20 protein-coding genes are annotated in these 19,254 nt (G+C 68.2%); 11 read left to right on the forward strand and 9 right to left on the reverse strand.

The genetic code is table 11. From position 1 onward, the window contains the following. The first annotated feature begins 148 nt into the window (after positions 1-148). Positions 149-871, forward strand: coding sequence for a GntR family transcriptional regulator (locus DK459_RS20165; RefSeq protein ID WP_370445610.1), 723 nt, complete (start codon positions 149-151; stop codon positions 869-871). A gap of 93 nt (positions 872-964) precedes the next feature. On the opposite strand, the gene DK459_RS20170 is transcribed toward DK459_RS20165, so the two are convergent. Both DK459_RS20170 and DK459_RS20175 read right to left on the reverse strand, forming a co-directional pair. Next, entirely contained in the window at positions 965-1,951 is a 987-nt protein-coding gene (locus DK459_RS20170; RefSeq protein WP_024068954.1) for a tripartite tricarboxylate transporter substrate binding protein, read from the reverse strand. An 82-nt stretch (positions 1,952-2,033) separates the two neighbouring features. Beyond that, complete coding sequence (locus DK459_RS20175) at positions 2,034-3,158, reverse strand: muconate/chloromuconate family cycloisomerase (RefSeq protein WP_006385347.1); 1,125 nt, start codon at positions 3,156-3,158, stop codon at positions 2,034-2,036. Positions 3,159-3,264: 106 nt separating this feature from the next. Between DK459_RS20175 and DK459_RS20180 the strand changes: the two genes are divergently transcribed. After that, positions 3,265-4,149 carry a LysR family transcriptional regulator gene (locus DK459_RS20180; protein WP_054498890.1) on the forward strand — a complete coding sequence of 295 codons (885 nt, stop codon included), beginning with the start codon at positions 3,265-3,267 and terminating at the stop codon, positions 4,147-4,149. Positions 4,150-4,248: 99 nt separating this feature from the next. Then, on the forward strand, positions 4,249-4,746 hold the full coding sequence (locus DK459_RS20185; RefSeq protein WP_006385349.1) for a hypothetical protein: 498 nt from the start codon (positions 4,249-4,251) through the stop codon (positions 4,744-4,746). Positions 4,747-4,765: 19 nt separating this feature from the next. On the opposite strand, the gene DK459_RS20190 is transcribed toward DK459_RS20185, so the two are convergent. Together DK459_RS20190 and DK459_RS20195 are read right to left on the reverse strand one after the other, a co-directional pair. Continuing rightward, on the reverse strand, positions 4,766-5,434 hold the full coding sequence (locus tag DK459_RS20190) for a class I SAM-dependent methyltransferase (protein ID WP_006385350.1): 669 nt from the start codon (positions 5,432-5,434) through the stop codon (positions 4,766-4,768). Between the two features lie 101 nt (positions 5,435-5,535). Continuing rightward, positions 5,536-6,693, reverse strand: coding sequence for a hypothetical protein (locus DK459_RS20195; protein ID WP_054498891.1), 1,158 nt, complete (start codon positions 6,691-6,693; stop codon positions 5,536-5,538). Between the two features lie 302 nt (positions 6,694-6,995). Here DK459_RS20195 and DK459_RS20200 point away from each other — a divergent pair, with 302 nt between their 5' ends. Continuing rightward, a complete protein-coding gene (locus DK459_RS20200; RefSeq protein ID WP_053501122.1) occupies positions 6,996-7,604 on the forward strand; it encodes a class I SAM-dependent methyltransferase in 609 nt (202 codons plus the stop codon). Positions 7,605-7,630: 26 nt separating this feature from the next. Here the strand turns inward: DK459_RS20200 and DK459_RS20205 are convergent, their stop codons facing one another. Next, positions 7,631-8,206: a hypothetical protein gene (locus DK459_RS20205; RefSeq protein ID WP_006385353.1), complete on the reverse strand. Its 576-nt coding sequence runs from the start codon at positions 8,204-8,206 to the stop codon at positions 7,631-7,633. 319 nt (positions 8,207-8,525) lie between these two features. Then, positions 8,526-9,464, reverse strand: coding sequence for a LysR family transcriptional regulator (locus tag DK459_RS20210; protein WP_006385354.1), 939 nt, complete (start codon positions 9,462-9,464; stop codon positions 8,526-8,528). A 139-nt stretch (positions 9,465-9,603) separates the two neighbouring features. On the opposite strand from DK459_RS20210, the gene DK459_RS20215 reads away from it, so the two are divergent. Further along, complete coding sequence (locus DK459_RS20215; RefSeq protein WP_006385355.1) at positions 9,604-10,002, forward strand: RidA family protein; 399 nt, start codon at positions 9,604-9,606, stop codon at positions 10,000-10,002. A gap of 81 nt (positions 10,003-10,083) precedes the next feature. Here DK459_RS20215 and DK459_RS20220 read toward each other — a convergent pair whose 3' ends face one another. Next, on the reverse strand, positions 10,084-11,625 hold the full coding sequence (locus tag DK459_RS20220; protein WP_053499387.1) for a hypothetical protein: 1,542 nt from the start codon (positions 11,623-11,625) through the stop codon (positions 10,084-10,086). Positions 11,626-11,874: 249 nt separating this feature from the next. After that, positions 11,875-12,441 carry a hypothetical protein gene (locus tag DK459_RS20225; protein ID WP_006385357.1) on the reverse strand — a complete coding sequence of 189 codons (567 nt, stop codon included), beginning with the start codon at positions 12,439-12,441 and terminating at the stop codon, positions 11,875-11,877. A 304-nt stretch (positions 12,442-12,745) separates the two neighbouring features. Between DK459_RS20225 and DK459_RS20230 the strand changes: the two genes are divergently transcribed. Further along, positions 12,746-13,579, forward strand: coding sequence for a DUF4189 domain-containing protein (locus DK459_RS20230; RefSeq protein WP_006385358.1), 834 nt, complete (start codon positions 12,746-12,748; stop codon positions 13,577-13,579). Positions 13,580-13,662: 83 nt separating this feature from the next. Here the strand turns inward: DK459_RS20230 and DK459_RS20235 are convergent, their stop codons facing one another. Beyond that, positions 13,663-14,589: a LysR family transcriptional regulator gene (locus tag DK459_RS20235; protein ID WP_038503604.1), complete on the reverse strand. Its 927-nt coding sequence runs from the start codon at positions 14,587-14,589 to the stop codon at positions 13,663-13,665. A gap of 93 nt (positions 14,590-14,682) precedes the next feature. On the opposite strand from DK459_RS20235, the gene pcp reads away from it, so the two are divergent. The 5 genes from pcp (at position 14,683) to DK459_RS20260 (ending at position 19,244) form a co-directional block, all read left to right on the forward strand. Beyond that, positions 14,683-15,330 (forward strand): pyroglutamyl-peptidase I, encoded by a 648-nt coding sequence (pcp, locus tag DK459_RS20240; protein WP_006385360.1) that lies wholly within the window; start codon positions 14,683-14,685, stop codon positions 15,328-15,330. A gap of 13 nt (positions 15,331-15,343) precedes the next feature. After that, positions 15,344-16,231: an alpha/beta fold hydrolase gene (locus DK459_RS20245; protein WP_026383102.1), complete on the forward strand. Its 888-nt coding sequence runs from the start codon at positions 15,344-15,346 to the stop codon at positions 16,229-16,231. Between the two features lie 150 nt (positions 16,232-16,381). Next, entirely contained in the window at positions 16,382-17,407 is a 1,026-nt protein-coding gene (locus DK459_RS20250; RefSeq protein ID WP_083301349.1) for a tripartite tricarboxylate transporter substrate binding protein, read from the forward strand. Positions 17,408-17,512: 105 nt separating this feature from the next. Beyond that, positions 17,513-18,352, forward strand: coding sequence for a transporter substrate-binding domain-containing protein (locus DK459_RS20255; RefSeq protein ID WP_024068942.1), 840 nt, complete (start codon positions 17,513-17,515; stop codon positions 18,350-18,352). A 31-nt stretch (positions 18,353-18,383) separates the two neighbouring features. Beyond that, positions 18,384-19,244: a transporter substrate-binding domain-containing protein gene (locus tag DK459_RS20260; protein WP_006385364.1), complete on the forward strand. Its 861-nt coding sequence runs from the start codon at positions 18,384-18,386 to the stop codon at positions 19,242-19,244. Positions 19,245-19,254 lie beyond the last annotated feature (10 nt).

Raw genomic sequence — 19,254 nt, forward strand, 5'->3', positions numbered from 1 at the left:
ATTTCTGCTGGATCATGGATCCAATATACTCACATTAAACGGGTTCCGGACACCGGCTGTCTCTCGGGGTTTTCCTGGGCGTGGGGCAGGTTGAGCGGATCCGCTGCCGTCCGGCGTCCGCCGGGCGGAATCTTCCACCGGATGTGACGTGTCCCAGAATTCCTCTCCCGCCAGCGCCACCCAACCCCGCGTCGCCGCCGGATCCGCCGGTCGCCTGGTGCGCAAGACCGCCGTCGACCTGGTGGTCGACGAACTGCGCGACCGCATCCTGTCTGGCGCGATCGCGCCGGGCTCCGCCCTGCGCCAGGAACTGCTGGCCGAGGAACTGGGGGTGAGCCGGCTGCCGGTGCGCGAGGCGATCCGCCAGCTCAGCGCCGAAGGGTTGGTGGACATGATCGCGCACCGCGGCGCCTACGTCTCGATGCTGTCGCGCGCCGAAGTGCAGGAATTCTTCGACATCCGCCTGCGGCTCGAACCCTGGCTGCTGCGGCTGGCGGTGTCGCAGCACACGCCCGAGGAACTGGACGAGGCGGCGGGCATCGTGGCGCGGATGGACAGCGCCGAACCGCAGCAGTGGGGCCGCTTGAATTGGCAACTTCACGAACTGCTGTACCGCGCCGCGCAGCGGCCGGCGGCGCTGGCCATGGTGCGCGCGCTGCATGAGAAATCCGAACGCTACTTCCGCTTCCAGATCGTCAACGCGCCGATCCGCCAGCAGGCCCACGACGAGCACAGCGCCCTGATCGCGTTCTGTCGCCAGGGCCGCGCCGGCGAGGCCGAGGCGGCCCTGGAACACCACATTGCCGAGGCCGCCGAGCAGATCCTGGCGATTGTCGATCACCTGCTCGATACGACCGCGGCGCCGGCGTAGCGGCACAGCCGACGCAAAAACGCCGGCCGGGGAAACTCCCTCGGCCGGCGCGCAGCGGGCGCGTGTCGCGCCCGCGCCGAGTCCGCGCGTGACTCAGTTGATCTTGATGTTGCGTTCCTTCACCAGCACCTTCCACTGCGCGGTTTCCTTGGCCAGGTAGTCGCGCAGTTCGTCGGGCGTGCCGCCGATGGATTCGGCGCCGATCGAATCCAGCGTCGCCTTGACCTTGGGCTCGTTCAGGGCCTGGCGCATGGCCGCGTTCAGTTTGGCCACGACCTCGGGCGGCGTGCCGGCCGGCGCGAAGGCGGCGAACCACGGCATCAGTTCGTAGCCGGGCAGGCCGCTTTCGGCCACGGTGGGCACGTTGGGCAGCGCCGCCGAGCGCTTGGCGGTGGTCACCGCCAATGCGCGCAGTTTGCCGGCCTCGATGTGCGGCTTGGCCGACGTTACGCTGTCGAACATGTAGTCCACCTGGCCGCCCAGCAGGTCGGCGATGGCCGGGCCGCTGCCCTTGTAGGGCACGTGCAGCATGTCGATCTTGGCCATGGAGACGAACAGCTCGCCCGCCAGGTGGATCGAGGTGCCGACGCCGGCCGAGGCGTAGGTGTAGTGGTTGGGCTGCGCCTTGGCCTTGGCTATCACTTCGTCCACGCTCTTCACATCGTTGCGCGCGGGGTTGGTGACCAGCACGTTCGGCACCACCGCCAGCAGCGAGATCGGCGCGAAGTCCTTGATCGGGTCGTAGTTCAGGTCGGCGTACAGCGCCGGGTTCACGGCCATGCCGTTGGCCACGATCAGGATGGTGTAGCCGTCCGGCTTGGAACGCGCCACGCTGGCCGCGCCGATGTTGCCGCCGGCGCCGGCGCGGTTCTCGACGATGAACGAGGTGTTCAGTTGCTTGCCCATCGACTCGCCCAGGGTGCGGGCGATGCTGTCCATGGCGCCGCCCGGCGGGAACGGCACGATCCACTTGACCGGCCGGTCGGGGTAGCCGTCGGCCATCGCGCCGCTGGCGGCGCCGAGCAGGGCCAGGCCCATGCAGGCCCGGGCGAGGTGTTTGAATGCGTGGCGCAAAACCATGTCGTGTCTCCGTGTGCTTGAATTATTTTTCCGCGCGCCGATGCGTGGCCGGCGCGCGGGAACAACCGTGGGGCAGGGCGCGTCAGCGGTCCCTGCGGTAGAAAGCCAGTTTGTCTTCGTCCAGTTCCAGGCCCAGGCCCGGGCCGGTGGGGATCTCCATCTCGAAATCGGCGTAGCGCGGCGGGTTGGCGACGATGTCGTCCTTGAGCAGCAGCGGGCCGAACAGTTCGGTGCCCCACGACAGCCGCGGCAGGCAGGCGAAGCCGTGCGCCGAGGCGATCGAGCCGACCGAGCCTTCCAGCATGGTGCCGCCGTACAGCGACATGCCGGCGGCGTCGCCGACCGCGGCGGTGCGCAGCATTTCGTGGATGCCGCCCGACTTGGCGATCTTCAGCGCCAGCACGTCGGCCGCGCCCAGGCGGGCGATGGCCAGCGCGTCCTCGGGGCCATTGATGGCTTCGTCGGCCATGATGGGCACCACGAAGCGCGCCGCCAGCCGCGCCATGCCGGCCAGGTTGGCGCGCGGGATGGGTTGTTCGATCAGGTCGACGCCGGCCGCTTCCAGGCGCGCGATGGCGCCGGCCGCGTCGGCCTCGTTCCAGGCCTGGTTGACGTCCACGGTGACGCGGGCGCGCTCGCCCAGCGCCTGCTTGATGCGCGACACGTGGGCCACGTCGTCGGCCACGGCGCGGCGGCCGACCTTGAGCTTGAAGGTGTTGTGGCGGCGGCTGGCGAGCAGCGACTCGGCTTCCTCGATGTCGCGCGCGGTATCGCCGCTGGCCAGGGTCCACAGCACCGGCAGGCTGGCGCGCACGGCGCCGCCCAGCAGGGTCGAGACCGACACGCCCAGGCGCTTGCCCTGGGCATCGAGCAGCGCGCTTTCCAGCGCCGACTTGGCGAAGCGGTTGCCGCGCGCCACGGTTTCCAGGCGCCGCATGGCGGCGTGGATGTTGGCCGCGTCCAGGCCGGCCAGCGCTGGCGCCAGGTAGGTGTCGATGGCCAGCTTGATGCCTTCCGGGCTTTCCTCGCCATACGACAGGCCGCCGATGGTGGTGGCTTCGCCGATGCCCTCGATGCCGTCGCTGCAGCGCAGGCGCACGATCACCAGCGTCTGGCGCTGCATCACGGCCATGGCCAGCTGGTGGGCGCGGATGGTCGGCAGATCCACCAGGATCGCCTCGACCGAGTTTATCGTTACCGGATTCATACTTTCCAAAGCAGGTTCTTCAGGGCAAGCGCAGTATCGCTTGCGTTACACGGCCAAGTCCAAGACTATATGGGTCTCCATTTATACCTATAGGGTTTGGATAGCCATGGAACTCAGGCACCTGCGGTATTTCCAGGCGGTGGCGCGCGAGGGCAGCTTCACCCGCGCCGCCGAAGCGCTGCACATGGCGCAGCCGCCGCTCAGCCGCCAGATCCGCCAGATGGAAGAGGAACTGGGCGTGGCGCTGTTCGAGCGCACCACCCGCGCGCTGCGCCTGACCGAGGCCGGGCGGTTCCTGCTGGAGCAGTCGCGCCTGCTGACCACAAGGCTGGACGAAGTGCTGGAGGGCACGCGCCGGCTGGGCCAGGCGCGGCGCCGCTGGTTCGGCATCGGCTTCGTGCCGTCGACGCTGTATGGCTTCGTGCCCGAGCTGATCCGGCAACTGCGCGGCGCCGACGCGCAGGTGGAGGTCGGCTTGATGGAGATGACTACGCTGCCTCAGCTGGAGGCGCTCAAGGCCGGCCGCATCGACCTGGGCATCGGCCGCATCCTGCTGGACGATCCGGCGATCGAGCGCCGCGTGCTGATGACCGAGCCGCTGATGGCCGCCGTGCCGCTGCGGCATCCGCTGGCCGGCTGCGACAGCGTGTCGGTCGACCGGCTGGCGCAGGAGCCGTTCCTGCTGTATCCGGCCCGGCCGCGGCCCAACTTCGCCGACCACGTGCTGGACCTGTTCCGCGCCGCCGGCCATGCGCCTCAGGTGGCGCAGGAGGCCAACGAATTGCAGACCGCCATCGGCCTGGTGGCGGCCGGACTGGGCGTGACGGTGGTGCCGGCCTCGGTGCAGCGCCTGCAACGGCGCGACGTGGCCCACGTGCGCATCGACGCCGAGGCCTTCGTGTCGCCGGTGATCGCCAGTTATCGCAAGGACGACGCCTCGCCGTTCCTGGCGCAGGCGCTGGCCCTGGCGCAGCAATTGGCCAAGGGGTAACAAAGCGTAGGCGCGGCGGTTGCGGCGGGTCGGCTTGCGGCACACTACGCGCTTGCCAATCCCGTGCTTCCAATAACAACCGTCATAGGGACCCTAGCAATGCTGATCGTCAACATCCAGAACAAGGCCAAATGGCTGTTTTCCCAACTGGGACAACTGGTCATCGCCGTGGGCCTGCTGTCGCTGGTCTTCAACTACGCCTACCGCTACACCGTCGATCGTGATATCAACTCGCCGGGCTTCTACCTGGCCACCGTGGCGCTGGCGCTGGTCGTGTTCCTGGCGGTCCGCAAGGACTACGTGCTCGTGAACCGCTATGCCTTCAGCGAAACCGAGATCGTGGTCAGCACGTTGCTGGGTGTGAAAAAGACCTACCCCACGTCGCAATATGAATTCGTGCCGTCGCTGCACAAGGCGGTGAACGTGCCCGAGCAGAAGGCCTCGCTGTCTTTCTACGTGCGCGATGCGCAGAGCAAGAAGCACATCCGCAACTACTCCTGGGCCGGCTTCTCGCCCGAGGATTTCCAGGCGGTTTCACGCCTGTATGGCTATCGCGGCGATACCGATTTCAAGCAGAAGGATTTCGGCCGCGGCTGATCCGGCGCCGCGCGTGCCGTCAGGCCTTGCGGCAGACCCAGCCCTTGAACGTCAGCGCGGCGTAGAACAGCTCGATATCGGTAAAGCCGGCGTCGCGCAGGATGGCCTCGTCTGCCTGCGGATCCAGCACGGGCAGCTTGTCGCGCATCGCTTGCATGCCGTCGCGCGCCTGCGCGGCCGGCACGCCGGCGGCGGTGATGAAGGCGGCATTGCGTGCCAGCCACGCATCGCGCCGTTGCAGCGGAAAACTGTGGTGGGCGACGATGAACGGGGCGCCGGGGCGCAGGCGGCGGCTCAATTCACGCACCGTGCGCAGGCGTTCCTGGGGCGCCAGGAAGTGCAGCGTCAGCAGGCAGGTCGCGCCGTCGTAGGGGCCTTCGGGGGCATCGTCGATATAGCCTTGGCGCAAAGTGGCGCGCGGCGCCAGCTCGCCCAGCGTGGCGCGGGCCTGGCGCAGCATGTCCGCGGAGGGATCGACGCCGTCCAGGCGCCAGCGCGGGCCGCTTTCGGCCAGTGCTTTCAGTTCCAGGCCGCCGCCGGCGCCCAGCACCAGGAGATGGCCGTCGGCGGGCGTCTGCTCGGCCATCAGCACGCCGATCATGCGGTGCAGGTCGCGCAGGCCCGGCACATGGCGGGCGACGCGGTCGGCATAGTCGTCCGAGGCGCCGGGGGTTTGGGCAAAGGTCATGCGCGGCTCCGCGAGAACACTCGGAACAGGGTGTGTTTCATGAAACATATGATGTTTCATGAAACGCCGCGCGTCAAGCGATGCGCCAGCGTGATGCGGGGTCAGGCCGCGAAGGACCGTGACGCCGCGGGGCGGGGAAAGTCGGGCAGCACGATATCGCTGTGGCCAGGACGCACCCAACGCACCCGTTCGCGGGTGGCGTCGATGCAGCCGCCCTCGGCGTAGACGCCCTGCGGATCGCGGATCCGCATCATGCGCGCCAGGACGGCAGCGGTGGCCTCGGGGTCGGCCAGCGTCCGGTGCACATGTTCCTTGACGATGGCTTCGTCGATGAAGGGCTTGCCGGCCGCGTCGGCGCGCAGGCCATGGCGCCAGTGGAAGATCTCGACGCACTTGGAGGCCAGCGTGTAGGGCGCGCCGCGTTCCCAGAAATTGTTGAACAGGCCCCCGCCCAGGTAGAAAACCCAGGAGCCTTCGTAGCCCTCGACGTCGGAGGACGCGGCGTCGGGATTGCGGAACCAGAGTCGGTCACCCGGCACGTAGAAGCGCTGCGGCAGCGGCGCGTCCAGCGCGCCGTATTCCTGCAGGAAGGTCTCGTGAAAGCTGCCGGACATGACCGCGCGCGTTTCCCACTGGCGTTGCAGGCGCTGGCCCAATTCGGGATTGGCATCGCGCAGTTCCTGCGCGATGCCGAGCACGGTGACGTATTCGGTGGCGCGATAGCACGAGAAGGCGTACAGCTGGCCCGAAGCCTCGGGTTGCGTGGCCTTGCGCAGGCCGTCGATCAGCGAGCGGCCCGGCAGCACCGTGAAGCCGCGCGCCTCGTCGTAGGTCCAGTAGTCTTCGGGCCGCTCGGCGTGTTCGGTGTCGAAGGCCAGCGCCGTTTTGGCGGCGGCGCGCACGATGTAGCGGCGGATGCGCACGGCCGATTCCAGTTCCGCGACCGTGGGAAAGGCGAAGGCGACCGGGCTGGCCAGCATCGCCAGCACGATCTCGCGATCGAGGTCGGCGTCGTTGGCGTCGGTGCGCAGGCTCAGTGCCCGCGCCACGCCCGTGGTGTCGTAGTCGGGCAGGTAGCTGGCGGCGAAACCCGGGGTGAGCGCGGCATGCGCGCCGGCGGCGCCGGGTTGCGCCTGGCAGTGGGCGGCGGCGCGCAGGCCCAGGTCGGACAGGAAATGTTGCGCCATCGCCAGCGCGCCGCTGGCGTGAATGACGATTCCGCCCGGATCGGGAAGGTGCAGCTGCGGGGTAGACGGCATGGGATACGAACCGGAAGGCAACGGACAGGATATGGATAGGCGCAAGCGGGGCCGGGTTCCCGCCGGGCGGCAAACGCGCGTGAACATCTGTTTCAGGCCGTGCACTCGCGTGGGGGCCGGCCCGTCGGTCTGAATCGATTGTAGGGGCGATGCCTTAATATCAGCTGTATGAATGCCGCACGCCGGGGGCATGATCGTCATGCCGTTGTCATGCGCGGGCGGGAGCCTCCGGCGCGTGGCATGATGGGCAAGGGCCGGCAGGTGCCGGTGCCAGACCTGATCGACGCCAGGAGACGACGCACATGGCCCATCCCTTGTCCGCCGGTGTGATGGCCTTGTACCAGGCGCATGCGGCGGCGTTCGAGCGCGACCGCGGCAACACACTGATCGAGCGCGCGTGGCTGGCGGATTTCCTGGCGGCGCTGCCGGCGGCCGCGCCGCGAGTGCTGGACATCGGTTGCGGCACCGGCATGCCGATCGCCGGCCACCTGATCGAGCACGGTTGCCGGATTACCGGCGTCGATAGTTCGACCGCGTTGCTGGCGCGCGCCGCCGCGCGCTTTCCCGAGCAGGCCTGGATCGCCGCCGACATGCGCCAGCTGCCTTGCGCCGGGCCGTTCGACGGCCTGATCGCGTGGCACAGCTTCTTCCATCTGTCGCCCGAGGACCAGCGGCCCATGTTCACGCAGTTCCGGCGCCTGGCCGCGCCGGGCGCGGCGCTGATGTTCACCAGCGGTACGACGCTGGGCGAGGCCATTGGCCAGCTCGACGGCCAGCCGCTTTATCACGGCAGCCTGGACAGCGCCGAATACCGCGAGCTGCTCGCGGCCAACGGCTTCGAGGTATTGCGCCACGTCGAATGGGACGCCGCTTGCGGCAACGCGACAGTGTGGCTGGCCAGGCGGACCTGAGCCAGGCGGGGCGACGGGCCGTCAGGTCATAGATGCGGATCGCGCAGGATCGCCCGGATCCTGAGGAAGGCGTAGGCGGCGCAGCCCAGTGCGATCAGCACCACGAGCCAGGCATACGCCTTCTTGCGCTGCTTGTTGGACCAGGCGCTATCGTAGGTGGCCACCGGATCCCACAACACCTTGCCGTCCATCTGGCGCACCCCATGAACCCTGATGGGCACGTGCACGCTGAACATCTGGCCCTCGTAGACGTTCTTCAGGTCGTTCGGCTCGCGGTCGGTCAGCAGTTCCAAGGTCCGTGGCAGGACGAGGCCGGTCACAACGGCGCCCGCCTCGAACGCCACGTCGGGATAGTCGTTCGAGAAATAGCAAAGGGGCCTGTAGCCGCTGTTCTGCCGGGAGCTGGCGGTCCGCGAGTAGGGGCATACGGCCAACCTGTCCACGCGCACGGCGATGGCGTGCAGCGTGGCGGGATCGGGCGGCAGGTACGCCTTGGCCGCGGCGTCGAAGAGATCGCGGGACAAAATCAGCAGCATCAGGCAGAGGATCAGCGCATTCAGCGGGCGCTTGAAGCGCGCCTTGATCTCGCTCCATTCGCTCATTGGCGTGGCCTCGCGGCGCGCGGCGCCAGCGCCGCCGGGGCGGGGCGGGACTTGGCGCGGCTGCGCATGCGGATGGCGTGTGTGTCCAGGTTCATGGCCCCTCGGTTCCCGGTATTGTTGCTGGCGGGTGAATGCTAGCGAATTTCCGAGGGGCGCGGCGGGGCAAGGTTAAACATAACGTTGGTCGATGTTTCAAATTGCCTGGCGGCGGGCTACGATTTGCGGCCGCGAAACCGCGGCTGGCAAGCCCCGCACGCAGGGGCCATGGCCAACAGGGCCAACGCATAAGGTCCTGCCTGGATTGCGGCCGGAACCCGTATCAGCCTGCAGTGTCCGCTCGGCCCGCGCCGCTCACCGGCGCATGCTCCGCCATCAGTTCCGCCACCCAGTCAATGAACACCCGCAGCTTGGCGCTGACGTGCCGGTTGGGCGGGAAGGCGATGTACAGCGGCATCGAATCAAGCCGCCAGTCCTCGAACACCGGCACCAGTTCGCCGCGCGCCGCGTGGTCGCGGGCCATGTAGTCCGGCAGCCACAGAATGCCCATGCCGGCCAGCCCCGCCGCCAGGTAGGCGTTGCCGTCGTCCACCGCGACCACATAGCGTCCGTGCGCGTGGATGCTTTCGTCGCCGCGATGCATGGCGTAGGGCAGGGGCTTGCCGCTGCGCGACCAGAGGAAGCCGACGATGCGGTGGTGGCTGTCCTCGAGATCGCGCGGATGGCCGGGCGCGCCGGCCCGTTGCAGGTAGGCGGGCGCGGCATAGACGCGCAATTGCAGATCGCCGACGCGCCGCGCCATCAGGGATTGGTCGGTCAGCTCGCCGCCGCGCACCACGCAGTCGACGTTCTCGCCGATCACGTCGACGATGCGGTCGCTCACGCCCATATCGAGCTGGATGTCCGGGTAGCGCGCGTGGAAGGCGGGCAGGGCGGGCACCAGGATCATGCGCGCCAGCGGACTGGGCACGTCGACCCGCAGCCGGCCGCGCGGCACGGCGGCGGCGCTGGACAGGCTGGTCTCGGCGTCGTCCATGTCGGCCAGCAGGCGCAGCACGCGTTCGTAGTAGACGGCGCCGTCGGCGGTGACATTGACCTTGCGCGTGGTGCGATTGAGCAGCCGCACACGCAGGCGGGCCTCGAGCTGCTGCACCAGCTGGGTGACGCTGGTCTTGCTCATGTGCAGGGTGTCGGCCGCCTTGGTGAAGCTGCCGGTTTCCACCACGCGGGCGAAGGCCTGCATTGCGTCGAAACGGTCCATCGCCACTCCAGGGGATCAGGGAATTGTTTGCATTTTACAAACAGTGATGGACACGCTTGCCCGTTTATCGGCGGCCGCGCCGTCCGTACAGTGCCTGCATCATCAATACGGGCTTAAGGCCCGGGACAGGAGAATGAGTATGGCAACGCGTGATGTGGTTTTTCCGGCCGGGCGCCAGGCGCTGTATGAACGCAACCGCTATTCGCCGGCGGTGCGGTCGAATGGCTTTCTGTTCGTGTCGGGCCAGGTGGGCAGCCGCGAGGACGGCTCGCCCGAACCCGACCTGCAGGCGCAGGTGCGGCAGGCGTTCGACAACCTGAACGCGATCCTGAAGGCGGCGGGCGCCAGCTTCGAGGACGTGATCGACGTGACGGTGTTCATGGTGGATCCGGCGTCCCGCTTCGAGACCATCTGGCAGGTGGTGCCCGAATACTGGGGCCAGGCGCCGCATCCGACGCTGACGGCGGTGGGCGTGACCTGGCTGTACGGTTTCGATTTCGAGATCAAGGTGATCGCGAAGCTGCCGCGTGAGGCCTAGCCGCCGGGGGCGGCGGGGCAAAAGCGACGGGGCAGGCCGGCGCAATCGCCGGGCCTGCCCCGTTTCGGGTGCGTCGCCGTATCAGCCGCGCAGACGCGCCACGGCTTGCGCCAGGTCTTCCTGCTTGCGGATCAGGGCGGCCTCGACCTGGTCGCGCGGGGTGCGGGTGTCGTCGCGGTGGCTGGTCAGATCGGCCGCGCGCAGCAGACCCATCAGGTCCTGGGTGCGGGTCTGGGTGGTGGGCGTGATGCGGCTCTGGTCGACCAGCTTGCCCTTGACGAACTTGCTCACCAGGGTCGACATCGTGCTGGACTCGGTGAACGAGGCCTTGGCCAGTTCGCCGTCTTCGTAGGCGATGTCGGTGCGGTTGCTGTAATCGTCGCGGATCTGGTGGAACGCGTAGTTCTGCGACTCGGGGTCCTTGGTCAGGTTCAGCTTCTGATCGGGCGAGAGCGCGCGGTGGAAGCTGGCGTTCAGCGACGATTGCTGCTGTTGCGTGATCGCCAGGTCGAGCTGGGGCCGGCCGCTGGAGGTGGTGTTCTGCGAGGTCTCGTAGGAGAAGGTGTCGAATTCGCGCGGCTGCAGCGGATTGGACGCAACCGGCGCCTGGTTGATCGAGGCGGAGAAGTCGGCCAGGCCGGACAGCATGGTGCGATGCACTTCGGCCGGCATGCCCAGGCGCGTCGTGGCGGTGCCTTGCGGCGCCCAGTCGCCGTAGCTCTTGTGCAGGTCCGCGAAACCCGACTTGAACAGGGCCATCAGCGTGGCATCGCCTTCGCCGCGCTTCTGGGCGCTGTCGAACTTGCTCAGGTAGTTGTTGATGGCGGTCGTCTGCTGCTGGGCGCTGCCGTACTGGCTGGGCTGGCTGGCGTCGACGTTGATCTGGGCCGAGCCGGCCACGGTCTTGACCGTCAGCGAGCGTTGACCCGCATCGGCCTGGAAATTGAAGCTGACGCGGTCGGGGCCCTCGGCGCCGACCGTGGCTTCCAGCGACACCGACGACAGCACGCTGGTGTTGAACTTGGCCAGCGCGCCCAGCGCCAGCTTGGGCGGCACCGAGGCCAGGCCGTCGACGGCGTCCTGGAACGACTTGGACAGGCCGGCGATGGCGCTGCGTTCTTCTTCGGTGAGCTTGGCGTCGCCCACGTCGATCTGCACGCCCAGGCCCTTTTCATTGCTTTCCAGGGTCACCGTGACCTTGGCGCCGCTGGCAGTGGTGATGCGTAGCGCGACCGAGTTGTCGGCCACGGCCGCGCCCTGGGGCGCGGCGATGCCGTCCACCGGGGCGGCGGCGCGGGCCGAGGGAATCGTCAGCGTGTAGTTGCCGCCATCGTTCTGCATGCGGCCCAGCAGGGCCGCGGCCAGGCCCTTGAACTGGCCGGTCAGCGAGGCGGCGCGGACGTTGTCGGACATCAATGAGGACAGGGCATCCGGGGCCTGGACCTGGCCGGCGGCGACCGACTCGGGAGAATAGGTCAGCACGTTGGCCGGCTGGCCCAGCGTCACCGAGGTGGACGCGGGGATGTCGGGGCTGCGGTTGACGGTGGTGACACGGGACACCCCGGTCGCCGGCGCCTGCGGGGCGATGACGAGCGGCGGGGTGTAGCTGGAGATCGTGGTCATGTCAGTGGTAGTCCTGGCGGGCAACAACTGCCCAATGAGGCTTGCCGGGGAGTATCAACATGACTAACGGCGGGCGTGGCGGAAAATTAATCTGCCGGTGATATTTATTTTTGCTTTTTTGAAGGCATTTATATTCAGTTAAGTGACAGCTTTGGGGGGATTCCCAAAATAATGTCGACAAAACAAATGCCGCGCATTGCGAGATAATCGATTCGCACGGGCGACGGCTGTCATGCGCCGCCGCGGGCCTTATTTCACGACATAATTCTTCGCTTCATTTTCACCGGCCCATTTACGCAGCGCGGCGATGAATTCCGGGCAGACATTGCCGTCGACGGTGGAATCGACAATCACGCTGTCCTTCATGCGCATCAGCACCTTGCATTCATAAATGCGGGTGCGGCCCTGGTAATAGCCGCTGCTGCTTTGCTGGAATACCGGCGTCGCGGCGGTCGTGTTGGTGGCCGGGATCATGCCGACGACCTGCTGGCTGGTGCCGGTCGTCACCCATTCCTGGTAAGGCGCGGCCTGGTAGTCGGACCACTCCAGTTCCATGGTGTTGCCGACGGCGCGTTTCCGGGACGGCTCGCCCAGCGCCGCGATGGCGTCGTTGATCGAGCGGCCCTGCATGTTGCGGGCGACGTTGACGCTGGGAGAGAACGACAGGCCTTCCGAGAAGACCCGGCTGAGCGAGGGCAACGAGGAACTGCCGCCGGAGGGCATCGGGGCGCATCCGGCCAGGCTGGCGGCGGCGATCAGGCTGGCGGCCAGGCGCAGCGTCGGACGGCGGGCTGAAAGGGGCAGGGGGAAAATCATGGCTTGCGGTCGGCGCTCCGTGTCGGTCGGCGCGGCGGCTGCGATTGCGAACCTGGCGCCAGACGTTTTGTTTCTCTTCGTGACAGACCGGGGCGGCCAGCCCTGCGACGGGAGAATGATTGCAGACTGACAGCCTGCTTACGAAATGTCCGCCATTTTTACCGATAAACGGGGCCAGCTTCCTTGCGCCAATGGTGAAATTTGTTACTCAATATGCCCGCGTCGTATCGGCAAAGGGGACGGACCGACCGATCCGCTTTGCTAAGATCGTGGCCGCTGAATCCACCCGATCCGGACACCGACCATGCTATTTGCCCGATTTTCCCCGACTATCCGCGCGGCGCTCGGCGCGCTGGCGTTGATGGCCGGCCTGTTCGCGCCGCAGGCGCATGCCGACAAACTGTATGGCGGCATTGCGACGGATGGCAAGCACGCCAAGATCTATTGGGCGCTGCCGGAGGACTCGGAGAAGGCGGCCGAAGCGGCGGCGTTGGCGGCCTGCCGCAAGGGCGGCGGCAAGGACTGCAAATCGCTGAGCTGGTTTTCGGACAGTTGCATGACTTATGCCCGCAATACCTCGAACGACCTGTTCCCCGGCAACAGCGTGTCGCCGGAAATGGCGGCAAAGAAGGCGATCCGACGCTGCACCGCAGGCAGCCCCAACGGCAAATGCTGGTTGACCACGATGCCGCTGTGCGTCGGGCCGGGCTACAGCGCGCAGGACATGGAGGCGGCCAGAAGGGCCACGCCCGCTGAGTTGGAAGCCCTGTCCGCCAAGCTCAACGACCGCGAATACTGGGGCGCCGTCGCCGAGAAAGACTCGGGCGACCTGACCTACTCGGACGGCTACCCCAATGAGAAGGACGCCATCAACCAACTGCTGGAGTGGGATGAATGCACCGGCTGCACCAAGGTGCTGACCTACCGCGACACCTGCGTCGGCATGGCCTGGGCCAAGGGCGTGAAGGGGCGCGGCACCAGCTACACCGCGCTCGATCCGGATCCGAAGACGGCGCGCGATGCGGCGCGCAACACCTGCAGCGCCAAGAGCGGCCTGCCCAATTGCGTGGCGATGGTGCGCTGCTCGGGCCGCCCTTACATCAGCGGCTATGCCGGCGAGGACGAAAAAGCCAATTGAGATCGCCATGAGGCGGCAGCGCGCCGCCCGGCACGCCAAGCCGGCGCCCGTGGACGGGGCCGGCTTTTTTCATGGCCGCACGGTCAATCCGCCAGGCGCGCGGCGGCGTCGCGGACCACCTGTTGCAGCCACGCCAGCGCCGCGTCGCCGGGCGCGCGCCGGCTGCACACCATGTCGATATCGAAAGGGCCGGGGTCGACCTCGGGCGGCAGCGGCCGCAGGGTCAGGCCGGGGCCGGCCAGCCGCAAGGCGGCGCGCCGCGCCAGCGTGGCCACTAGGTCGGTGCCTTGCACCGCGTGCGGCAGCGCGACGATATGGGCGAAGGTGCAGGCCACCCGGCGCCGCTGGCCCAGCCGCGCCAGGCTGGCGTCCACCACCCCGCGCGCCGAGCCGTCGTCGCTGGGCGTGAACAGCGCGTGCGGCAGCGCCACGTAGCGCGCCAGGTCCAGCTTGCGGCCGCGCAGCGCCGGATGCTGCCTGTCGGCGATGCAGACGAAGTGTTCCTGGTATAGCCGTTCGCGCAGCATGCGCTTGGGCGGCGCCAGGTGGCCGCCGATGGCCAGGTCGACGCTGCCGTTGTCCAGTTGCTCGTAGAGGGCGGCGCGGTCGAGCCGCGCGATGCGCAGGTCGATGCCGGGCGCGTCGCGCCGCAGCGCCGCGACGAGGTGCGGCACGATCACCACGTCGGCGTAGTCGCTGGCCGCCACGGTGAAGCGGCGGCCGGCAGCGGCCTGGGGATCGAAGCCGGCGCCTTGCGTCAGCGCCTGGCGGATCTGGTCCAGCGCCGCGCTCACGGCCGGCATCAGCGCGACGGCCTTGGGCGTGGGCTGCATGCCGTCGGCGGTGCGCAGGAACAGCTCGTCTTGGAACAGCAGACGCAGGCGCCCCAGCGCGCTGCTGACCGAGGGCTGCGCGCGGTTGATGCGCTGGCCGGCCAGGGTCACGTTGCGGGTGTCGTAGAGCGCCTCGAAGGCGACCAGCAGGTTCAGGTCGATGGCGGAAAGATTCATGACATCAATAGTACGAATAGCGATTATGGATTTCAACAATTCCAGGGCGCGGTCCTACCATGGCGGACAGCAATTGAATCGAAGGACTGCGCAATGACGACCGTACTGATTACCGGCATCGAACCGTTCGATGGCGAAACCCTGAATCCCTCCTGGGAAGCCGCGCGGCGCCTGGATGGCGCGCAAGTGGCCGGCGCCACCCTGGTGGCGCGCCAACTGCCGTGCGTGATCGGCAAGGTGGTGGGCGTGCTGCGCCAGGCCATCGAGGACACGCAACCGGACCTGGTGATCTGCCTGGGCCAGGCGGGCGGCCGCAGCGACGTGTCGGTCGAACGCGTCGCGATCAACGTGGTGGACGCGCGCATCCCCGACAACGAAGGCCGCCAGCCGATCGACGAACCGGTGGTGGCGGGCGGCCCGGCGGCCTATTTCTCGACCTTGCCGATCAAGGCCATCGTGCGCGACCTGCGGCGCGCGGGCGTGCCGGCGTCGGTGTCGTCGACGGCGGGCACCTACAACTGCAACACCATCTTCTACGGCCTGTCGCACTACATCGCCACCGAGCGTCCGGCGTTGCGCGGCGGCTTCGTGCACGTGCCGTACCTGCCCGAGATGGCGGCCCACCATCCCGGCCAGCCCAGCCTGGCGCTGGAGACGCTGATCGAAGGCGTGAAGGTGATGGTGGCGACTTCGCTGGCCGTCACGGCGGACGTCAAGGAAGGCGGCGGCGCGCTGCATTGAACGGAGACGGACGATGGATACCTTCAAGGACGCCGACGCCTTCGCGCTGGACAACGTGCCGTTTCGCCACCGCCAGGTGCGCGTGGACGGCCTGGGCTATCACGTGGTGGAGGGCGGCGCCGGGCCGGCGCTGATCCTGCTGGCCGGCTTTCCGCAGAGCTGGTACGCCTGGCGCCGGGTGATGCCGCTGCTGGCGCCGCATTTCCGCCTGTACGCGATCGACCTGCCGGGCCAGGGCGATTCGGACAAGCCGCTCGATGGCTATGACACCCGCAGCGCCGGCGAACGCCTGCGGGCGCTGTTCCACACGCTGGGCCTGACGCGCTATGCGCTGGCCGGGCACGATATCGGCGCCTGGATCGCCTATCCCTACGCGGCGCGCCACGCCGACGAAGTCGAGCGCCTGGTGCTGCTGGACGCCAACATTCCGGGCGTGACGCTGCCCGCCAGCTTCGAGCTGGGACCGGACAACTGGAAGCGCTGGCATTTCCTCTTCAACACCGTGCCGGACCTGCCCGAAGCGCTGCTGCAGGGACGCGAGCGGGTGCTGATCGAGTGGTTCTTCAGCCGCAAGACCGCCAACAAGCCGGGCGTGTTCAGCCGCGCCGACCTGGATGAGTACGAGCGCGTCTACCAGACGCTGGGCGGCTTGCGCGGCATGCTGGGCTATTACCGCGCGGCGCACCAGTCGGCCGAGCAGAACCGGGCGCTGCGCGAGACGCCGTTGACGCTGCCGGTGCTGGCGCTGGGCGGCGAGCATGGCAGCGCGCCCGATCTGTACGAGGCGCTGGGGCCGCTGGCGCGCGACCTGCGCGGCGGGGTGCTGGCCGATTGCGGCCACTATCTGCCGGAGGAGCAGCCGCGCGAACTGGCGCGGCGCATGCTGGCGTTCCTGGCGTAGCCGGGCGCGAGCGTCCCGGCGAAGGGCCGCCCCGGCAGAGGGCCGCCCCGGCAAGGGGCCGCCCCGGCATTTCCACATTGCGCATCGGTATTTGTCCGGCGCACGGCGCGCTCCTATCCTGGCCTGCTCCGAATTTCCGCAGGGAGCAGGATGATGGGCAATCGACGCAGATCCGTACTGAAGGCCGCGCTCGGCCTGGCCGGCGGCGTGGTGGTGGGCGCGGGCTTGTTGAGCAACATGACCGGCGCCGCGCCGGCCGCCACCGACGACGCCACGCGCTATCCGAGCCGGCCGGTCAAGCTGATCGTGCCGATCGCGGCCGGCGGCAGCGCCGACAAGCTGGCGCGCACCGTGGCGCAGAAGCTGAGCGAGAAGTGGGGGCAGAGCGTGGTGGTGGAGAACCAGCCCGGCGCCAGCAGTGCCATCGGCAATGCCGCGGTGGCGCATGCGCGCGGCGATGGCTACACGCTGCTGCTGGGCGGCGACGCCTTGTCGCTGAACGCGCTGCAACCCGGCAAGCCGTTGTACGACCCGTTGCGCGATCTGCGCGGCGTGACCAAGGCGGTGGTCAATCCGCAGTTGCTGGTGGTGCGCCCGGGCCTGGGCGTGAAGACCTTCCAGGAATTCGTGGCGCTGGTGCGCAGCCGGCCCGGCGAGATCTCGCTGGCGCTGCCCGGCGGCAACGGCAGCCTGCAGCACTTGGCGGTGGAACTGCTCAACGAACGCATCGGCGCCAAGACCAACCAGATTCCCTATCCGGGCGGCGGGCCGGCCACGCTGGATGTGCTGGGCGGCCACGTGGACGCCATGCTGATCACGCTGGCCGCCGCCACCGAGAACGTGCGCTCGGGCAAGCTGGTGGCGCTGGCGGTGACCACGCCATACCGCTCCAAGGCGCTGCCCGAGGTGCCGACCATGCAGGAGGCGGGGCTGGCCGACTACGCGGTCGAGAGCTGGCAGGGCTTCGTGGTGCCGGCCTCGACCCCGGCGGCGTTGGTCGAGCGCATCCATCGCGACGTGATGGCCGTGCTGCGCGAACCGGAGACCGCCACGCTGCTGGAGAACCTGGGCTTCGCCATCGCCGCCAGCACGCCGGAAGCCGTGGACCAGACCGTGCGCGACGACATCGCCACCTACCGGCGCGTGATCGCCACGGCCGACGTCAAGCTCCAGTAGGCGCGCCGCAACAGCGGTTTCATATTCATATCTGAAAGTCTTCTTTGTGTTGTGCGGCGCCGGACCGCAGCATAGAACTTCGTTCAATGCCTACGACACAACAACATGAAGACTCGCAATATCTCCGGCCGTATCCTGCAGGCGGCCGTCGCGCTGGCCCTGGCGGCCGGCGCCACCGGCGCCCATGCCGACGCCACGCTGGACAAGATCAAGGAACGCGGCACCGTCACCATCGGCGTATTGGCCAACGGCGGCGTGTTCGGCTCGATCGATCCCGCCACCCAGCAACTGGTGGGATGGAACCCGGAACTGGCGCGCGAACTGGCCAAGGGCCTGGGCGTGAAGGCCGAGCTGGTGCAGGTGCAGACGGCCACCCGCACGCAGTTCCTGATCTCGGGCAAGGTCGACCTGCTGATCGCATCGATGGAGCTGAACCCCGAACGCGCCGAGATCCTCGGCTACGCGCCGACGCCGTTCTTCCGAGTGGGCGGCGCCGCCGCCACGCGCAAGGACAGCGGCATCGCCAAGTGGGAAGACCTGCGCGGCAAGCCGGTCTGCGTGTCGCAGGGCAGCAGTTTTGCGCGTCCCCTGCAGGCCGACTACGGCGCCGTGGTCAAGGGCTACAAGAGTTCTTCGGACTCGCTGCTGGCGCTGCGCGGCGGCCAGTGCGTGGCGGCGGTGCACGATTCGACCCTGATCCATCCGCTGCTGCGCACCAATCCCGAATGGGCCGACTACCACGCGCCCATCGCCACGGAAGTGCTGCCGGCCAATTCGGTGGTCTGGACCCGCAAGGGCGAGGCCGACACCATCGCCGCCGTCGACAAGGTGATCCAGGGCTGGCACCGCAGCGGCTGGCTGATCGCCACCGAGAAGCGCCTGGGCATCCAGCCGGCGCAGCCGCTGCTGCAGGAACTGCACGACAAGTACAAGCAGGGCAGCTGAGCCTCGCGCCCGCCCGTGTTGGAAAAGACCGATGAATAGACAAGCAATCAAGTGGGCCGCCGCGCTGGCGCTGGCGTCCCTGGCGACGGCGGCGCACGCCGACGCCACCCTGGACCGCGTCAAGCAACGCGGCAAGCTGGTGGTGGGCGTGGACGGCGCCAGTCCGCCGTTCGGCCTGCTCGATCCGGCCACTGGCAAGGTCGGCGGCTTCCAGACCGAGCTGGGCCGCGATATCGCCACCCGGCTCGGCGTCACGCTGGAGACGGTGCCGGTGACGGCCGCGACCCGGGTGCAGTTCCTGCAGGCGGGCAAGGTCGATCTGCTGATCGCCAACATCCAGTGGACCCAGGAACGCAGCGAGATCCTGAGCTATGCGCCGACCCCGTACAACCTCGTGGGCGGAGCGGCCATGGTGTCCAAGCGCAGCGGCATCAAGCGCTGGGAAGACCTGAAGGGCAAGGTGGCCTGCGTGTCGCAAGGCAGCAATTTCGCCAAGCCGCTGCAGGAAACCTATGGGGCGGTGGTCAAAGGCCTGCGCAACATCCCTGAATCGCTGCTGGCGCTCAAGGGCGGCAGCTGCGATGCGTCGGTGCACATCCAGCCGGCGCTGTACGAGACGCTGCACGGTCCCAACGGCAAGGAATGGGACGGCTTCGAGCTGGCCACGCCGGACCAGCTGATCCCGTCGCCCACCGTGATCTGGACCCGCCGCAACGAGGCCGACACGCGCGCCTTCGTCGATGGCGTGATCCGCGACTGGCACAAGTCCGGCCTGCTGGTGAAAGAGGCCGACAGGTTCGGCGTGCCGGCCGATTACCTCAAGCAGGCCAACGCCGACGCGCAGGCCGGCAAGTTCGACAGCGCTCCCCCCGAGGCCCAGGCCAAGCCATGACGACGGCCGC

This window comes from Achromobacter sp. RW408 (assembly GCF_003184165.1).
In the GTDB taxonomy this organism is placed as follows: domain Bacteria; phylum Pseudomonadota; class Gammaproteobacteria; order Burkholderiales; family Burkholderiaceae_B; genus Achromobacter; species Achromobacter xylosoxidans.